At 70.4% G+C, this 17,342-nt stretch carries 18 protein-coding genes, 1 tRNA gene and 1 pseudogene; 18 read left to right on the forward strand and 2 right to left on the reverse strand.

Annotated features, from left to right (window positions below):
- Positions 1-229: 229 nt before the first annotated feature.
- The 3 genes from ABZ234_RS29725 to ABZ234_RS29735 all read left to right on the forward strand — a co-directional run bounded on the left by ABZ234_RS29725 (position 230) and on the right by ABZ234_RS29735 (position 2,042).
- A tRNA-Lys gene (locus ABZ234_RS29725) sits at positions 230-302 on the forward strand.
- A gap of 433 nt (positions 303-735) precedes the next feature.
- A complete protein-coding gene (locus ABZ234_RS29730) occupies positions 736-1,218 on the forward strand; it encodes a septum formation family protein (protein WP_344184924.1) in 483 nt (160 codons plus the stop codon).
- Between the two features lie 239 nt (positions 1,219-1,457).
- Positions 1,458-2,042, forward strand: coding sequence for a septum formation family protein (locus ABZ234_RS29735; protein WP_355014216.1), 585 nt, complete (start codon positions 1,458-1,460; stop codon positions 2,040-2,042).
- Between the two features lie 273 nt (positions 2,043-2,315).
- Here ABZ234_RS29735 and ABZ234_RS29740 read toward each other — a convergent pair whose 3' ends face one another.
- Positions 2,316-3,929 carry an alpha/beta hydrolase gene (locus ABZ234_RS29740; protein ID WP_355014217.1) on the reverse strand — a complete coding sequence of 538 codons (1,614 nt, stop codon included), beginning with the start codon at positions 3,927-3,929 and terminating at the stop codon, positions 2,316-2,318.
- A gap of 317 nt (positions 3,930-4,246) precedes the next feature.
- Here ABZ234_RS29740 and ABZ234_RS29745 point away from each other — a divergent pair, with 317 nt between their 5' ends.
- Entirely contained in the window at positions 4,247-4,438 is a 192-nt protein-coding gene (locus ABZ234_RS29745) for a hypothetical protein (protein ID WP_355014218.1), read from the forward strand.
- A gap of 288 nt (positions 4,439-4,726) precedes the next feature.
- A complete protein-coding gene (locus tag ABZ234_RS29750) occupies positions 4,727-5,503 on the forward strand; it encodes a protein kinase (RefSeq protein ID WP_355014219.1) in 777 nt (258 codons plus the stop codon).
- A 107-nt stretch (positions 5,504-5,610) separates the two neighbouring features.
- Here the strand turns inward: ABZ234_RS29750 and ABZ234_RS29755 are convergent, their stop codons facing one another.
- Complete coding sequence (locus ABZ234_RS29755; protein ID WP_355014220.1) at positions 5,611-5,892, reverse strand: DUF397 domain-containing protein; 282 nt, start codon at positions 5,890-5,892, stop codon at positions 5,611-5,613.
- A 317-nt stretch (positions 5,893-6,209) separates the two neighbouring features.
- Between ABZ234_RS29755 and ABZ234_RS29760 the strand changes: the two genes are divergently transcribed.
- From ABZ234_RS29760 to ABZ234_RS29820, 13 genes and pseudogenes are all read left to right on the forward strand, one after another.
- Positions 6,210-7,421 (forward strand): helix-turn-helix transcriptional regulator, encoded by a 1,212-nt coding sequence (locus tag ABZ234_RS29760; RefSeq protein WP_355014221.1) that lies wholly within the window; start codon positions 6,210-6,212, stop codon positions 7,419-7,421.
- Positions 7,422-7,801: 380 nt separating this feature from the next.
- Positions 7,802-8,278, forward strand: a complete 477-nt coding sequence (locus ABZ234_RS29765; RefSeq protein ID WP_355014222.1) for an ATP-binding protein — start codon at positions 7,802-7,804, stop codon at positions 8,276-8,278.
- Complete coding sequence (locus tag ABZ234_RS29770) at positions 8,275-8,502, forward strand: hypothetical protein (RefSeq protein ID WP_355014223.1); 228 nt, start codon at positions 8,275-8,277, stop codon at positions 8,500-8,502. Before ABZ234_RS29765 ends, ABZ234_RS29770 begins: the two co-directional genes overlap by 4 nt.
- Positions 8,503-8,737: 235 nt before the next feature.
- Positions 8,738-8,902, forward strand: a pseudogene (locus ABZ234_RS29775) (BldC family transcriptional regulator); the annotation flags it as partial.
- Between the two features lie 157 nt (positions 8,903-9,059).
- Complete coding sequence (locus ABZ234_RS29780; RefSeq protein ID WP_344098274.1) at positions 9,060-9,332, forward strand: hypothetical protein; 273 nt, start codon at positions 9,060-9,062, stop codon at positions 9,330-9,332.
- Between the two features lie 363 nt (positions 9,333-9,695).
- Entirely contained in the window at positions 9,696-10,253 is a 558-nt protein-coding gene (locus ABZ234_RS29785) for a hypothetical protein (RefSeq protein ID WP_355014224.1), read from the forward strand.
- Positions 10,250-10,756 (forward strand): ATP-binding protein, encoded by a 507-nt coding sequence (locus ABZ234_RS29790; protein WP_355014225.1) that lies wholly within the window; start codon positions 10,250-10,252, stop codon positions 10,754-10,756. The genes ABZ234_RS29785 and ABZ234_RS29790 overlap by 4 nt, the downstream gene beginning before the upstream one ends.
- Positions 10,757-11,110: 354 nt before the next feature.
- Positions 11,111-12,199: an ABC transporter permease gene (locus tag ABZ234_RS29795; protein WP_355014226.1), complete on the forward strand. Its 1,089-nt coding sequence runs from the start codon at positions 11,111-11,113 to the stop codon at positions 12,197-12,199.
- A gap of 18 nt (positions 12,200-12,217) precedes the next feature.
- Positions 12,218-13,096, forward strand: a complete 879-nt coding sequence (locus tag ABZ234_RS29800) for an ABC transporter permease (RefSeq protein ID WP_355014227.1) — start codon at positions 12,218-12,220, stop codon at positions 13,094-13,096.
- Positions 13,097-13,101: 5 nt separating this feature from the next.
- The gene (locus tag ABZ234_RS29805) at positions 13,102-14,187 is read left to right on the forward strand and encodes an ABC transporter ATP-binding protein (protein ID WP_355014228.1); all 1,086 of its coding nucleotides are present in this window, start codon (positions 13,102-13,104) and stop codon (positions 14,185-14,187) included.
- 100 nt (positions 14,188-14,287) lie between these two features.
- A complete protein-coding gene (locus ABZ234_RS29810) occupies positions 14,288-15,274 on the forward strand; it encodes an ABC transporter ATP-binding protein (RefSeq protein WP_355014234.1) in 987 nt (328 codons plus the stop codon).
- A 4-nt stretch (positions 15,275-15,278) separates the two neighbouring features.
- Entirely contained in the window at positions 15,279-15,470 is a 192-nt protein-coding gene (locus ABZ234_RS29815; protein ID WP_355014229.1) for a hypothetical protein, read from the forward strand.
- The gene (locus tag ABZ234_RS29820) at positions 15,467-17,278 is read left to right on the forward strand and encodes an ABC transporter substrate-binding protein (RefSeq protein WP_355014230.1); all 1,812 of its coding nucleotides are present in this window, start codon (positions 15,467-15,469) and stop codon (positions 17,276-17,278) included. The genes ABZ234_RS29815 and ABZ234_RS29820 overlap by 4 nt, the downstream gene beginning before the upstream one ends.
- The last annotated feature ends 64 nt before the right edge of the window (positions 17,279-17,342 follow it).

Consider the following 17,342-nt stretch of genomic DNA (forward strand, 5'->3'; position numbering starts at 1 on the left):
AGAGCAGCTGACTCTTAATCAGCGGGTTCGGGGTTCAAGTCCCTGATGACGCACAGCGGGTCGGCCCCGGCGGGAGGCATCACCTCCCGCCGGGGCCGACCGCTTCCGAGGTCCCCGGCTCCGCCGGGTGGTGTGCCCCACATCGGGGCCTCGGAGGCGCGGAGTGCTCCACGGTTCCGGTAGAGTTCAATCCGTCGCAACGAGGGCGAGAGCCCGCGCGGGACGACAGGCGTCATTAGCTCAATTGGCAGAGCAGCTGACTCTTAATCAGCGGGTTCGGGGTTCAAGTCCCTGATGACGCACACGATCCGAGACCCCGATCGATTCCGATCGGGGTCTCGTGCTTTCCCGGGACCGAATTCGCCGATCGCCCTTTCCCTGTTTTTTCGCGTCCTCCTTTCCCTACTCCCCGAATTCGCGCTGACGCATTCTGTGCCCTGGCGTCCCGTGCGGAACGGCGTCCCTTTCGGGGGGTCGTTCGCCGCTTCCGGCGGCGGTCGGTGGTGATGTGCGGCACCTCGAACTGTCGTAGCCGGATGGTCTCCTGCGTTCGGTGCCCGAGATCCCCTTGGGTCCACGGCATCGCAGCTCAGGCAGTGCGCATCGTGACCGTTCGGCCTCATGGGGTGACCTCCCTAATGAGATTGACATAAATCCCCTGGTGGGGAAATGTTGCGTTTCTGCCGCCTCTCTCGGAGAGGCAAGAACCCCTTGTACCAACCCCGGAGAATCCCCATGTCTGTTTCCCCCGTCCTGCGCGCCACCGGTCTGTCCGCGCTCGCCCTCGGCTCCGTCCTCGCCCTCAGCGGCTGCGGCGCCATCACCTCCCTCATCGGCGGCGGCAACGTCTTCGACATCAGCGTCGGCGACTGCTTCGTCGAGTCCGAGATGGACGCGGCCTTCGCCACGGGCGAGGTCAGCGACGTCCCCCTGGTCGACTGCGCCGAGGAGCACGACGCCGAGGTCTACTACACCGAGGACCTGCCCGAGGGCGACTTCCCGGGCACGGAGTCGGTCAACGCCTCCACGGAGGAGATCTGCTACGGGGACAACTTCACCGACTTCGTCGGCGTCTCCTACGACGAGTCCGAGATCTACGCCGGCGCGCTCTTCCCGACCGAGGAGAGCTGGAACCAGATGGACGACCGCGAGGTCGCCTGCTACCTGACCACCAGCGGTGAGATGGTCACCGGCACCCTCTCCGGCGCCAACCGCTAGACCCGCTGGACCCGCGAGTACCGCGCACCTCCGGTGACGGGCCCTGCTCCAGCCCGCGCCGCCCCGCGCCGCTGTTCACCTGCGGCGATGGAGAGCACGTCGCGACCGGAGAATCTAAAAATTCTGATTCGCCCCTTCTTGGGCTGAAACCTTCTCCGTGTCACGTGCATCTTGATACATGTCGCCGACCCTCCCCCAAGTCGGTAGCAAGCAACCCTCGAACTGGTGGAGTACTACTCATGTCCGCAACGCGCCGCCCGCTGCTCGGCCGCATCACCATCGGGATCCTGGCCGTCGGCGCCTCGCTGTCCCTCTCCGCATGTGGCCAGCTTCCCCTGCTGCCCCCCGCCCTCACCGGCGGGGCCGAGGTCTCCCCCGAACCGGTCGAGACCACCGAGTCCACCGAGACCCCCGCCCCGGAGCCCGTGGAGTCCGAGGAGCCCGCCGGCGCCTCCGACACGGACGTCTTCAACGTCGGTCTGGGCGACTGCCTGAACGAGATGACGCAGAACACGGACGACCAGATCTCCGAGGTTCCCATCATCGACTGCGCCGAGCCCCACGACTACGAGGTCTACCACGTGGAGGACATCGCGGAGTCGGGCGACTACCCGGGCGACACCGCCGTCCAGGAGGCCGCCAACACCATCTGCCTCGACGCCTTCGACGCCTGGGTGGGCATGGCCTACGCCGAGTCCGGCATCGACTACACGCCGCTGTACCCCGTCGAGGAGGGCTGGAACCTGGGTGACCGCGAGGTCCTCTGCCTGGCCTACGACATGGCCGGCCAGGTCGAGGGCACCCTCGCGGGCGCCGCCTACTAGAGCCGGGACCGGACAGCGCTCCGGTCCGGCGGTACGACCCGGCTCCTGTCCTTGTCGCGGGCAACTGCGACGAACCCCGCGACAAGCACAGGATCCTTCCCGGCGGACCTCGTCCGCGGCCCCGGACATGCCTCCGGCAGGCGCACGACGAGCACGGGACCCGGCCCTTACCGGTCCCGGTCCGCACCGTATGACGAACGGCCCGCACCGCACGGTGCGGGCCGTTCGCGTTCTCCGGAGGAGGTCACCGGCCGCCCCCGGGACCGGCCCCGGTCAGACCCCGGCGCCGCCCGTGGCGGGCAGGAGCAGCGGGGCGACGGGCTCGGCCGGTTCCTGCGCGAACGCCTCGGCGGTCTCGGCCGCCGGGGCCGGTTCCGCGGGCGGAAGGCCCTGGCAGGTGACGTCGGCCGGGGCCTCGCCGTCCACCAGGTAGGCGTCCACGGCGTCCCTCACGCACGGCAGGCCGAAGGAGTGGTAGAAGCCGTGCCCGCCGTCCCCGGCCACCGTGACCAGCGGGTTGTCCAGGCGTTCGGCCATGGCCACGCCGTCCTCGTAGGGGGTGTTGGCGTCCAGCTCACCGGCGATGACCAGGCCCTGCGGGTAGCCGTCGCGCTCGGCGTCGACCGCGGGTTCGGGCCGGTCGACGGTGCTGAAGGCGCACGGGTGGGGGGAGGCCCACCCCGCGCCGCTCCCGTAGGGGTGCTCCTCCCGGTACACGCGGCTGTCCTCCCGGTACACGCTGAGCCGGCCGGGCCACTCCGTCTCGCACAGGACCGCGGTCTGGAGGTCCGGCGTGAAGGTGTCGCCCACCACAGAGCTGTAGGCGATGCTCAGGGTTTCGTAGCCCTCGGGCAGCGGCTCGTCGTTGACGAGGAACCACTGGAACGAGGCGAACGCGTCCCACGAGGCCTGGAACCGCGCGTGGAAGCCGATGTCCATGTCGAAGAAGTTGTTCTCGTACCCCGGCATGGGGGAGTCCTGGCCGAGCGGCTCCTCCCGGAGCCGCGCGGAGGTGGCGTCGAGCGTCTCCCGTACGTCCTCCGCGGTGGCGCCGAAGCCGTACAGGTCGTCGTGCTCGGCGAGCCAGGCCGCGTACCGGTCCATGTTGGCGCTGAAGGCCGGGGCCTGGCCCATGAGGGCGTCGCGCGACACGCCTTCGGGGCGGGTGGCGGAGTCCAGGACGCTGCGGTCCATCCGCTCGGGGAAGAGGGTGCCGTACACCGCACCCAGGTACGTGCCGTAGGAGCCGCCCAGGTAGTTGAGCTTCTCCTCGCCCAGCGCGGCGCGGATGACGTCCATGTCCCGGGCGGTGTTCGCGGTGCTCATGTGCGGGAGCAGGTCGCCCTGGGTGCGCTCGCAGGTGCGCTGGTAGTCGACCGCGGCCCTGGTCATGGCGGAGAACTCGGCGTCGGTCGGGCGCGTGAAGAAGGGCAGGGGGCCGGCACCGCAGTCCACGCGGGGTGAGGACGCGCCGGTGCCGCGGGGGTCCATGCCGATGATGTCGTACACCTCGGCCGCACGCGTGTCCCCGAGGGCCCAGCCGGCTGCGGGGTTGTCCGCGAGGGAGAGGGGGGCGGCGCGCCCGTGGCCTCCGGGGCCACCGGGGTTGGTGAGGAGGATGCCGCGCCGCCGTTCGGCGTCGTCGGCGGTCCCGCGGCTGACGGCCACGGTGATGCGCGTGCCGCCGGGGTCCGCGTAGTCGAGGGGGACCTCGATGTCGGCGCACTCCAGGCCGGGGAGTTCGGCCTCGGTGCAGGGGGCCCACGCGACGTCCTGGTCGTAGAACTGCGCGAGGGCGGTGTCTGCGGGGGCGGCGGGGTCGGCCGCGGCGGGCGACGCCGCCGCGAGGGAGGTGGTGAGGGCGGCCGTCAGGACGCTCGCGGCCAAGGGGATCGTGCGTGCTCGGCGCACAGGGGTGGCCTCCGCTTTCGGTCTCGTTCCGGGGGGAACGGGGTCGTGTGCTTCGGAGGCACCACGGTACGAACCGGACGTACGTGTGCAACATTGACGAATGTCATGGATCCGGCCCATGGCCGGATGCGGACAGTGACGTCCGCGCCGACGGTGTCGGCCCGCCGGCCGACCCGATCCGGCGGCGGGGAGACGCCGCGGTTTTCTTCTTCGCAGGTCACAGGGTTGTTGTGCTCCCGGGCAGGGGATCAACGCGAGTGTCGGAACCGATCACTGCACCACTGAGGAGTCCCATGCGCCGGACCTTTGCCGCCCTCGCCCTGAGCACGGTCGTCCTGGGGGCGTCCGCCGCACCCGCCGCCGCCCACGACCTCGGAGACCTCCCGCACGTCGCCTACGCGCAGCAGGTCGTCGGCGCGATCCTCTTCGGCAAAGGAGACCCCGGCGCCTCCGGGGGACTGCAGTTCAACCGCGCCGCCTCCTGAGGACCGGCGGTCCGGTCGGAACCCGAGGGGGCGACGCCCGTGTGGAGGTGTCGGCCTGTTTCCTTGTTCCCCTGCGGTCCCAGCAGTGCCGTGGCTACCGTGGTGTGGGTTCTGGAACCTGAGCCGCGAGGACCACTGTCGTGTCCGATCCACCACGTACCTCCCGGGCCACTGAAGCCAAGGGACGAGACGACGATGACGAACACACCATCATCACCTGAGAACCAGACCACTGGTGCTTCCCCGGAGGCCCCGGAAGCGTGTGCGAACCCCGCCGCTGAGGGGACCGTGCTCCCGTTCACCGACCTCATCCGCCCCCACACCGGGGACATCCGTCAGGCACGCCCCGTCCACAAAGGGCACAGCTGGAGCACCACAGCCATCATCAGCAGCGAGCAGGGCGAGTTCTTCGTCAAAGGGGTACCGAACCGGCTCGGCGGGCGCCTGGACTCCGCCAAACGGGAAGCGACCATCAACCCGTTCGTCCGGGACGTCACCCCGACGATGCGTTGGCAGGCCGAGGACGAGCACTGGTTCGTGATGGGCTTCGACGCCGTCGAGGGGCGCCCGGCCGACTTCCTGCCGGGCTCGTCCGATCTGGGCCGGGTCGTGGGGGCCCTGAACAGGGTGTCGAAGATCCCCCTGCCCGCTGTGGCCCGGGATTGGGAGGAGACCCGGTGGGACCGGTTCGCCACCGAGGAGGAGAAGGCTCTTCTGCGCGGGGACTCGTTGACCTACACCGACGTCCACGGACACAACTTCCTCCTCTCCGAGGGCGGGACGTGGCTCCTGGACTGGGCGTGGCCCACGCACGGGGCGCCGGTCATCATGCCCACGGACCTGGCTGTCCAACTCGTCGCCGCCCACCACTCCCCTGAGTCCGCCGAGGGTTGGGTGGGGCAGTTGGAGGCGTGGAAGGCGTCTTCGCCGGAGAGCGCGAGGGCGTTCGCCCGGGCCGACGTGCGCCTGCACGAGTGGTTGGTCGAGATGAGGCCGGAGGAGGAGTGGTTGAAGGCGATGCTGGTGGCTGCTGAGACGTGGGCGGGGCACCTGGGCGCACGGTAGGAGGCTGGGGTCTTTGGTCCTGGTGGTGTGTTGCGCACCCGGGTTAGCCTGGCGCCGCTGAACACGAAACCGGACCTCACCATAAGACCTGGTGGGGTCCGATTCATTTACTCTGCGGCGAGGGTTCCCAACAGGGCTCCCCATGCGTCTGGGGCGAATTCGAGGTGCCCCAAGTTCCGGTTTTGGGTGTCGCGGACCAGGACTTTCTCGCTCTCGGCCACCTCCACGCAGTTACCGCCGCCACCATCGCTGTAGCTGGGCTTGTGCCAACCGACCAAGGTCCCTTTGACCTCGACGCAGTCCCCGCGAGCACCGCTGTAGCTGCTCTTGCGCCAACCCTCGTCGGGTGTGGGGACAGATTGGAACTCGCGGTCGGGGATTACCGTCATATCGGTCTCCTCGGGTTTCCGGCAACACATGAGGTGAGGCTACCTGCGCGTGATTCGCCGTAGGCGGTCCGTCGACCGTAGCGAGAGCACGGTCGGCAGGACGACCACGTTTATGCAGAACTCGATTCCGTGCCCGACACACAGCGCGGTTCGGACGGCTGAGGCGATCGTGGCCGGGAGCCAATAGTGAATGACGGGTCGGATTTCCGGGAGAGCCGGAGACCGAGCGGTCACAGAACCGTCGCGGCCCTGACAACGATGAGACCCCGTCTTATGCTGACCGGTGGATGCCTGATCGCCACAGGACGGGGCTGTACATGGACGAGATCACCAGGATCGGTGCCAGGCTCAAGGCTCGCCGCAGAGAACTCGGCTGGTCCCAGGAGCACCTCTCGGAAGTGTCCGGCCTGTCGGTGCGAACCGTGCGCGCGGTCGAGAACGCCGCCAAGAACGACTTCCACTGGCGCACCATCGTCAAGCTCTCCCAGGCGATGGACGTCGATCCAAGCGAGATGACCGGGAAGACCAACCGGGTCAGCCACGTCGGTGAAGCCTCGGTCCTCGCCGTCCGCAACGCCCTCCACGATCCTGCGTTCCTGCCCGGGATGCCCTCCGAGGTCACCGGGGAGCCGTCCACCGTCACGGAACTGTGGCGAGATGTGGAACGGTGCTACGGGGCCTACTTCGCAGGCGAATTCGGGGTCTTGGCCGCAGAGCTGCCCGGTCTGCTGTCGCGTTGCCGCACCACCCTGGCCGCCACCAGTGCCAACGATGTCGCCGGTCCCCTGTCGCACACCTGGCAGCTCGCGGCGTGCCTGCTCGTGCACACCGGCAAGACCGACGCGGCCATGGCCGCGTCGGAGCGCGCCATCGCCTCCGCCCAGGAGGACTCGGACGAATGGCGGGGGGCGACCATGTTCGGCACCTACGCGTGGGTGATGCTGCATACGGCCCGCTACCGTGATGCCGAGGAGCTGGCAGTGAAGGTCGCGGACACGATCACTCCGCCGATGTCACCGAAGACGGACCCGCGCCAACTCACCGCGTGGGGTGGGCTGATGATGCATGCCGCAGTCCTCGCAGGGGGAGCCGGAGACCGGGATCGGGCGGACGAGTACCTGGCGGCAGCTTGCGCCGGGGCGACTCTGATGAGGGCCGACCGGCACGACTACTGGGTCAGTTTCGGGCCTTCCCAGGTGGCGGTGCAGACCACCCACATCCACACAGCGACCGAGTCACCGAAGGTCGCTCTGGAGGCACACCGACAGATCAAGGCCGACGATCTGTTGCCGATCCAGCGGGCGCGGCACCTGCTCAACGTGGCCGCCAGCTTGCGGATGCGACGCCAGCGGGAACAGGCGGAGAGGGTGGCGGTGCAGGCGGTACGGATCGGCGGCCAGGAGTGGTTCCGGCATCAGCGCTTCGGGGCCTCGCTGGTGGCCGGTCTGGAGGCGGACGCCGCACGGCCCTCGGCGGAGATGCGACAGCTTCGGGGCGTTCTCGGGGAGAGCGTGGGCAGCGCGGTGTAGTCGCGGCCAGTCAAGGCGACCGGCATGCTCGTGCCGGTCGCCTTCTTGTTCTCCATGGAACCGGAATGCATGTTCCTGGTCACTTCTCATGACTCTCCGTAGCGTTTGCTTCATCGCATCGCAGGAGGAGAAATGCCCCGCCGTTCCGACAGCGCACAGTTGTATGGACCCTGGCCCGAGCCCGTCCCTGACCCGGATGCCCAAAGGATGAACGCTCTCCAGGGAGAGTTCGCGGGCGAGTGGACCATTTGGCGAGCACTGAGCGCGCAACGAACCAACAGGGACTGGTGTGCCCGCCGCATCGACACCGAGGGTGCCCCGACCCGGCTGTCGGCGGCCACAGCCGAGGAATTGCGTGAGCGGATCATGGAGGCGGCTCGGTGAGGCCCGACGCGGGTCTGGACAGCGCAGACCTCGAACCCGCTGTGCCGTACCCGCACCGGATCGGGTTCAGCGAGCCCCACCGGCACGGCATCCTCCTGGGCCATGAGCGCGGCTGCACCGCCCTGGCTGCCTGGGTGCCCACCGTGGTCCCCCGCCGGGCGAGGAAACCGGTCTTCCTGGTGGCCGAGGCCCTGGTGTCGAACGCCCGTCAACACTCCCGCTCGGGGGACCCGGGCGGGACCGTGCGGGTGGTCGTCGACGTCAACCCGTTCCTGGTCGGCGTGGCCGTGACCGACAACGGCCCCCGGGGCGACACCGTCATTCCCTACCCGCGTCTGGGCGATCCCCGCCAGGGCCCGCTGCCGGGGCTGCACCTGGTGGACCACCTGGCCGTGTACTGGGAGTGGAACTGGGCGTGGAAGGGCGCCGGGGCGGGGCCGCTGACCGTGCGCGCGGTGGTCGAGAATCCGTGAGGTGGCACCCCGGGCACGACCGCGACCAGCGGGACCTGGCCGAGGCCCTCGCCCGCCGTCACGCCCCGTACTGGGTGGTGATGTGGTCCTACTCCCTGCGCGTGTGGGTGGCGTTCTACCTCGGCCCTGCGCGGGTGGCCCCGCTGCGGTACGCGGATCCCGACCGGCTGTCCCGGCAGATGCGGCACGTGGTGCGCACGGTCGCCTCCGGCCGCTCCCCCTGAAATCCCCCTCCGGGCGGCACCGTTGCGCCCGGAGGTTCCCCGCCCGGTGGAACACCACCACCGGGCTGCGGGGCCGCCGCCGATAAGGGGGGCCGGCGGCCCCGCCCCTCAGTCCCGGGGCCGGTCGTCCTTCCCCGGACCGGCCCCGGCCCCCGTCTCACCTGCCATCAACCACCCACAACCGACAAACACACGCTGATGGAGAACCACCGTGCCCACCGCACCCCTGCCCGACCTGGTCGAGAACGCCGACGCCCTGCTCACCCCCGGCGAGGTCGCCCGCCTGTTCCGCGTGGACCCCAAAACCGTCACACGCTGGGAAAAGGACGGCCGCCTCGCCTCGGTCAAGACCCTGGGCGGGCACCGCCGCTACCCCCAGACCCAGATCAACGCCCTGCTCACCACCCCGCGCGGCGACGGCGCCGTCCTGGTGGCCCTGGAAGAGGTCCGCGACCTGGCCACCGCCCACGGCGACCCCACCGCCGCCGCCCGCATCAGCGACCTCATCACCACCCTGCGCACCCAGCCGCACCAGCCCTGAGAGGGGAGGGACCAGGGTGAACGCGCCGTCCAGCGACGGGACCCCGCTCCTGCGCCCCTACACCGAGCACGCCGAACACCGCGCGCACACGGCGATGCGCGAGCGGGAGCGGGCGGCGGCCGACGCCGCCGCGGGGCTGGCGCGCCTGGCCCAGATCGCCGCCCAACAACAGGTCGCGGCAGCCCAGGCCCGCCTGGACGCCGCCCGCGCACAGGTGGACGCCGCCGACACCGCTTGTCTGGGCGCCGCGATCCGCCACTGGCACCACCACCGCACCGCGAACACGTGAAAGGCGCACGCCCCGGCACGGGAACTCGCGGCGCAGGGGGAGTGCCCCGAACATCGGCCGTCCGTTCGAACTCCCGCACGGGAAACCGCGCCGTTCCATCAAAGCCATCAATTCCGGCATTGCGGATTATCCAGACAGGGGTCGGTGTCCTGATTCGGACCCCCTGGTCATCCTCCGACCTGCGGTGACGCGGCGACCCGCATATTACCCCGGGGTAGTTCGCGAAAAAGCACGCCGCCACCCCACCCCTGCCCCTACTCTGGCCCCACAACTCCATCCACACAATGACCCCGCGACGGTTAATCGCCGTCCGGGGCCGTGGCCAGCAACCTTCAACCCTTCAAACGCAAGGAAATTGCCAGCATGCGCCAGTTTAGCGCTGCCCTTCTCAGCTGTGCGCTGGGGGCGGCCAAGGCCCTCCTCACCCCCTCGCGCGGACGCCACTCCGCCAGGGCACTCCGCCGCCGACGCCGCTCCACGCGGGTCCGCCGCTACGCCCCGCTCCCGGCCGCCCCGCCGCCGGCCGTTCCGGCACCGGCCGGCACGGCCTCCGCCCGGCCCCTCCGGCCCGCCGGTTCCACGCGCCCCGTGCGCCCCGACCTCCCCGCGTCCCGCCCGCCCGCACCGCCGAGCGAGGCCGCGCCCGCCGGGGAGACCGTCCTCGTCCGCCCCTACTACGCGGCCCACGAACGCGAACTCGCCCTGGTCCAGGCCCGCGCCGACGCCCGCCTGCGGCAGTGGACCCGCACCGGCCCCGCCGTCCGGACGCCCGTCCCGGCGGGCGGTCCGGCACCCCTTCCGGCTCCCCGCACGCTCGACGGGTTCGCCCGCTCCGCCCACCGCGTTCCGGCCGCCCACCGAGCCCCCTCCGCCCACCGCGTCCCGGCCGCCCGGCGCGACCGCCGGGGGGTGCCCGCGTGACCCCCCCGACGCCCGCCGACGCACCGCGCCCCCTCGTCTTCTGGGAGCACCGCCTCTACCCCGGCAGCCTCTCCCGGCTGGCCCGGGTCCGCGCCGACCTCGCCGCCGACCTGGCCGGGTTCGACCCCGACCTGGTCGACACCGTGGTCCTGTGCGCCAGCGAGCTCTTCGCCAACGGCGTCAAGTACACCGACTCCGGCCGTGCGGAGGGCGGCGAGGTCATCCGCTCGCTGTCCCTCACGTCCGCCGACACCCTGCTGTTCTCGGTCAGCGACTCCGGCGGGGGAGGGGGAGTCCCCGCCGTCCCGCACGGACGCACCGACGACGAGTGGGGCGAGGCGGAGGGCCAGCGCGGCCTCCTGCTCATCGAGAACCTCACCCGACGCTGGGGGCACCTGCGTCTCGCCCCCTGGGCCGACCTGGGCACCCGGGTCTGGGCGGAGTTCGACGTCGATCCCTCCGGGGTGCCGGGCGGCCTGCGCCCCTACGTGTTCACCCGCTGACCCGCCCGGTACCACCGGCCCGCCCGGTGGCACCCCGGCCCCGTCGGCCCCGTCGACGCCTCCGCGCCGACGGGGCCGGGGACGGGGCCGAACCGGCGGGATCCCAGGGCTGTGACCTGGCCACTTTTGTGCAGAGCACAACGCGTTGGTGCGTACGGACTGTCGGTAATGAGCTGTTTTATTCCTGTTTGTTCGCTTTGTGATGCCGATCATGTCGCGCGGAAGGCGCCGTTTGGTCACGGGGGTGGTGCATGCCACGCCCCTCGGGTTACGGTGTCGATTTATTAGGAAACTTTCCTAATAAAAGGTGGTGCCCCCAGACCACCAGCCGCACCCCCTGCTCGAAGGAGCCCCGTGGCCACCGAAATCGCGGCCTCCCCGCCACCAGGCGCCGGGGACGCCACATCGGCGCGCACCGACGCCCCCGCCCCGCCACTGCGGCGGATCTGGAACCACTACGCCGTCGTCAAGGTCCGCAAGGCCCTCGTCGTGGTGTTCGTCGTCGCCAACGTCACCTTCTTCCTCGGGCGCGCGATGCCCGGCGACCCCATCGACGTCATGGCCGGACGCCTCACCCAGAACGGCATGACGATGGAGGAGGCCCGCGCCGTCGCCATGAACTCGCTGGCCTACGACGTCGACGCCCCCCTCTACCAGCAGTGGTGGGACTTCCTCGTCGGCCTGGTCACGTTCGACATGGGCAACACCATCAACCGGCCCGGCGTCAGCGTCATGGACGCCATCGGCGCCTACCTGCCCTGGACCCTGTTCAGCATCGGCGTCGGCACCGTCATCGCGGTGGTCCTGGGCCTCGCCCTCGGCATGGTCATGGCCTACCGGCGCAACCAGTTCCTCGACCACGTGCTCAGCGTCGCCGCCTCGGTCCTGGGGGCCGTGCCCAACTACCTCATCGCCATGGTGCTCGTCGTCGGCGGCGGCATGTACCTGGGCTGGTTCAACCCCATCGAGCTGCGCGGCACCGTCAGCCCCGGCGTACAGGCCGGGTTCAACCTGGAGTTCGTCGGGGACGCGTTCTTCCACGCCTCGCTGCCGATCCTCACCTACGTGCTCGCCATCATCGGCACCTGGATGCTCGTCATGAAGGCGTCCACCACCGAGGTGCTCGGCGAGGACTACGTCACCGTCGCCCGCGCCCGGGGCCTGCGCGACCGGCGCATCGCCGTCGCCTACGTCGGCCGCAACGCGGTGCTGCCCCTGGTCGCCCAGATCGCCATCTCCTTCGGCACCCTCGTCGGCGGCGCGATCTTCGTCGAACAGGTCCTGGTCTACAAGGGCGTCGGCGGACTCCTCCTCGACGCGGTCAACTACCGCGACTACCCCCTCCTCCAGGGCCTGCTCATCATCATCACCTCGTGCGTGGTGGCCGCCAACCTCGTCGCGGACATGCTCTACAGCCGCCTCGACCCGCGCATCCGCGACTAGAACCAGGGGGACAGCACCATGGCAGTCACCACCGCCGCCCCCGGAGTCGGGGTCTGGGGCGCCATCTGGCAGGGCATCACCCGCAGCACCAGCGGGTTCGTCGGGCTCTGCCTCGTCCTGAGCGTCCTGCTCTTCTCCTTCGTCGGCCCGCTGCTCATCGAGACCGACAACCCCACGGACGTCACCAAGATCTGGGGCCCGATGACGTCCGAGCACTGGCTCGGCACCAACCACGAGGGCAAGGACACGTTCATCCAGCTCGTGCTGGGCGGACGCGAACCCATCTGGGTCGGCTTCACCGCCGCCCTCATCACCGTCGCCATCGCCGTCGTCCTGGGCAGCCTCGCCGGCTACCTGCGCGGGCGCATCGACCACTTCCTGCTCCAGCTCACCGACATCACGATGACCATCCCGTTCATCGTGCTCATGCTGGTCATCGCCTCGTTCTACCGCGCCGCGTCCCCGCTGATGGTCTCGCTCATCATCGGCCTCGTCACCTGGCCCTACCTCATGCGGTCCATCCGCGCCCAGGTGCTCACCCTCAAGGAACGCGAGTTCATCGAGGCCGCCCGCCTCCAGGACCTGGGGACCGCCCGCATCATCTTCGTCGAGGTGCTGCCCAACATGGCGGGCTACATCTTCATCAACTTCATCATCGCCATCACCAACGCCATCTACGCGGTCGTCGGCATGTACCTGCTCGGCCTCCTGCCGAGCACCGCCGCCAACTGGGGGCTGATGATCCAGCAGGCCTGGGACAACAACGCCTTCCTGCTGCCGCAGGCCGCCCCGTTCCTGGTCGCCCCGATGGTGATGATCATGCTCTTCCAGATCGGCCTGGTCACCATGACCCGGTCCCTGGAGCAGGCCCTCAACCCACGACTCCGGGACAGGTGAGCCCAGTGACCGACCACCCCGCCGCCCCGGCCGCCGGGAAGGCCCCGGCCGGAGGCCCCGCCGAAGGGGCGCTGCTCTCCGTCCGCGGCGTCGACGTCGGCTACCGGACCGGGCGCAGAACCCGGGTCACCGCCGTCCGCGACGTCTCCTTCGACCTCTACCCCGGCCAGTCCATGGCGCTGGTCGGCGAGTCCGGCTGCGGCAAGACCACCCTCGGCCTCGGCCTGCTCCGGCTGCTCCCGCGCACGGGCGTCGTCTCCTCGGGGGAGATCCTCTTCCGCCGTAAGGACGGCCGGCTCGTCGACGTCCGCACCCTCGCCCGGGAGGACCTGCGCCGGTTCCGCTGGAACGAGGCCGCCATGGTCTTCCAGGGCGCCATGAACGCGTTCAACCCCGTGCTGCGCATCGAGGACCACTTCCTCGACACCTTCCGCGCCCACGAGGGCGGACGGCGCCGCCCCCGCAAGGAGATCCTGGAGCAGTCCGCCGACCTGCTCACGACGGTCCGGCTCGACCCCGCCCGCGTCCTGGGGAGCTTCCCCCACGAGCTGTCCGGCGGCATGCGCCAGCGCGCCCTCATCGCGCTCGCCCTCGCCCTGAAGCCGCAGCTCCTCATCCTCGACGAGCCCACGACCGCGCTGGACATCCTCACCCAGCGCTCCATCGTCGAGCGCCTCGCCGAACTCCGCGACGAACTGCGGTTCGCGATGGTCTTCATCACCCACGACCTGGGCCTGGCCGCCGAACTCGCCGACCGCGTCGGCACCATGTACGCGGGCCGCATGATCGAGACCGGCACCACCCGCGACATCTTCTACCGGGCCCGCCACCCCTACACGTCGGCGCTGATCAACTCCGTGCCGCCCGTCGCGGGCGACCTCACCGTCCCGCAGTCGCTGCCGGGCGGACCGCCCAGCCTCACCGCGCTGCCGCCGGGCTGCTCCTTCGCCCCGCGCTGCGCGCACGCCGTCGACGCCTGCTCGCACACCCGCCCCACCCTGGACGTGCTCCGGACCCGCGCCGAGGGGCTGAGCCACGCCGCGGCCTGCCTGCGTACCCACGAACTCCTCGAGGGGGCCACCCGTGATTGACCGCACCGCACCCGCGCCCCGGCCGGACCGCGCGGCCCCCGCCGCCGGGGGACCGGACGGAGGCGGCCCGTCCGCCGAGGCCGCAACGGAGGCCGCCGCCCTGCGCGAGGCCGCCCCGCCCGTCCTCAGCCTCAAGGGGGTCCACCAGGTCTTCGGCACCCCGCGCGGCGACGTCCCCGCTGTCGCCGGGGTCGACCTGGAGGTTCGCCCCGGACAGGTGCTGTGCCTGGTCGGCGAGTCCGGCTGCGGCAAGACCACCAGCGCCCGCATGGCCGCGGGACTCGCCGCCCCCACCGCGGGCTCCGTCCTCTTCCGGGGCAGGGACGTCGCCGCGATGGACAAGCACGAGCGCTCCGTGTTCCGCCGCGCCGTCCAGTACATCCACCAGGACCCCTACGCCTCCCTCAACCCGGTGCGCACCGTCTACTCCACGGTCTCCGCCGGACTGCGCCGCCACAAGATGGTCAAGGACCGCCACGAGGCCCGCCGGGCCGTCACCGAGCTCCTGGAGCGGGTCGACCTCACCCCCGCCGAGGACTACCTCGACAAGTACCCGCACCAGATGTCCGGCGGCCAGCGCCAGCGCGTCGCCGTCGCCCGTGCGCTCGCGATGAACCCCGAGGTGATCATCGCCGACGAGTCCACCTCGATGCTGGACGTGTCGATCCGCGTCAGCCTGCTCAACACCCTGGGGAAGCTGCGGGACGAGCTGGGCGTCAGCTTCCTGTTCATCACCCACGACCTGGCCGTGGCCAAGTACTTCGCGTGGGACGGCGAGATCGCCGTCATGTACCTGGGCAAGGTCGTCGAGCACGGCCCCACGCCGCAGGTGGTCAACGACCCCCGGCACCCCTACACCCGCGCCCTCGTCTCCGCCGTGTGCGAGCCGGACCCCGACCTGGCCTGGACCAAGGAGCGGGTCCGGCTGCGCAGCGCCGACATCCCCGACCTCACCGACCTGCCGCCCGGCTGCGACTTCCACCCGCGCTGCCCCCTCTACGCGCAGGGCGCCTGCGACACCCTCCGACCGCCGCTGGTGCCCAGCCACGACCGCCTGCTCGCCTGCCACGTGGTCACCGGGGAGTGAGGACGTGCTCCTCCTCGTCGGCCGCTTCGCCCTCCTGGCCGGAGCGTTCCTCACCCTGGCCAGTGCCCTCCTCGCCGTACTGAATCCCCCCGGCTCAGCCGAGTTCGTCATAAGCGTCGTCACCGTCGTGATCGGCCTCGCCGTGCTCTCCCTCGGACTGATCGCCGTCCTACTGGAAAGGAAGAGTCAAGAATGACCTTCACCCCCTCGGACAACCCCCTCATGCGGGACCTGAGCCGGCGCCGCCTGCTCCGCGCGGTCGGGTTCGGCGCGGCCGGAGCGGCGGGCGCGGGCCTGCTCACCTCCTGCGCCGGCGGTGACCGGGCGTCGAGCGGCGCCACCCAGTTCACCGGCGTCTTCGACTACGACCTGGACTCCCAGACGCGCAACGTCCACGTCGAGGACGGGGCGCTGCTGCTCAACTCCGTCTACAAGGACCTGTTCCTGTGCACGGGCGGCATCTACAACTGGCGCACGCACGAGTGGGACTACCTGCTCCTGGAGGGCACCGAGTGGGACGGCGACAACCTGATCGTCACCCTGCGCTCGGGCCTGAGGTGGAGCGACGGCACCGACCTGACCTCCGACGACATGATCCAGAGCTACGCCATGCGCGTCCTGGAGGCCCCGGTGTGGGGCGTCGGCTTCCCGCAGGTCCAGGAGCTGGAGCAGCTGGACGCGGTGAGCGTGCGCCTGGGGTTCGACGACCCCTTCCCCAACATCGAGCGCAGCATCATCAAGCACCGCATCGTCAGCAAGACCACCTACGCCGACTTCGGCGAGCGCGCCGTGCAGATGGTCGCCGACGGCGTCCGCCAGGGCGACGACGAGCACACGGAGTTCAACGCCGAGTTCATCGAGTTCAACCCCGACGAGATCATCTGCAGCGGCCCGTACCGCTTCGACCCGGAGCAGATGTCCGACGCGCGGATCACCCTGGTCCGCAACGAGGAGGGCTACCAGGGCACGGAGGTGCTGTTCGACGAGGTCGTCATCCACAAGGGCGACAACCGCCAGTCCGCCCTCCTGGTGCAGCAGGGCGAGGTGGACTACTCCACCCTCGCCCCCTCCGCCGCCGACCAGCAGGCGTTCCAGGGGGTGGAGGGCTTCACCTGGATCGAGCACGCGGGCTACGACGGCTGCGGCCTGATGTTCAACTACGCCGCCAAGCCCGAGCTCCAGGACGTGCGGGTGCGCAAGGCCCTCGCGCACATCCTCGACAGCGACACCGTCGGCCAGGTGGCCCGCGGCGAGGGCTACACCCGGGTCGAGCACTACGCGGGGCTGGTGGACCTCCAGGCGGAGGAGATCTTCACCGCCGACGAACTGGCCGGGTTCGAGCGCTACGACCAGGACCTGGACAGGGCCGCCGAACTCCTGGAGGAGGCGGGCTGGACCAGGCGGGACGGCGTCTGGCACACCTCCGAGGGCGAGCCGGCCAGCTACGAGATCATCGGCGTCGCCGGCTGGGGCGACTTCGAGCTGACCGCCACGCAGGTGGAGGAGGCCTGGAACGACTTCGGCATCACCACGACCGCCCGAAACGTTCCGCAGGACAACCCCTGGGGCATCTGGGGCGCCGGCGACTTCGAGGTCGCGGTCCGCCACTGGGGCAACCCGGAGATCCCCGACTACTGGGGGGCCTTCCAGATGAACTTCCTGCTGGAGAACTCGGGCACCGAGGAGTCCCCGGGCCAGTCGTTCGACCTCAACGTGGAGAGCCCCTCCCAGGGCGAGGTCGACCTGGCCGAGCTGGTCGAGGTCGCCAAGCAGGCGGAGACCGAGGAGGAGCAGACGGAGGCACTGAAGACGATGGCCATCGTCTTCAACGAACTCCTGCCGCGCATCCCCATCTGGACGTACAAGTACCTGGCCCCCGCGGTGGAGGGCGTGCGGGTGCAGTCCTTCGACAAGGAGCACCCGGCCGCCAACAACGAGCAGTACCAGGACAACCACGTCATCCTGTCGCTGATCCAGGGCGACCTGGCGCCGGTCGAGGAGTAGCCGTCGGGCCGGTGCGGCCTGCCCGCACCGGCCCGCCTCCGGGCGGTGCGCCGGAGGCGGGCGG

It is taken from the genome of Nocardiopsis sp. NPDC006198 (assembly GCF_040613895.1).
Lineage (GTDB): Bacteria > Actinomycetota > Actinomycetes > Streptosporangiales > Streptosporangiaceae > Nocardiopsis > Nocardiopsis tropica.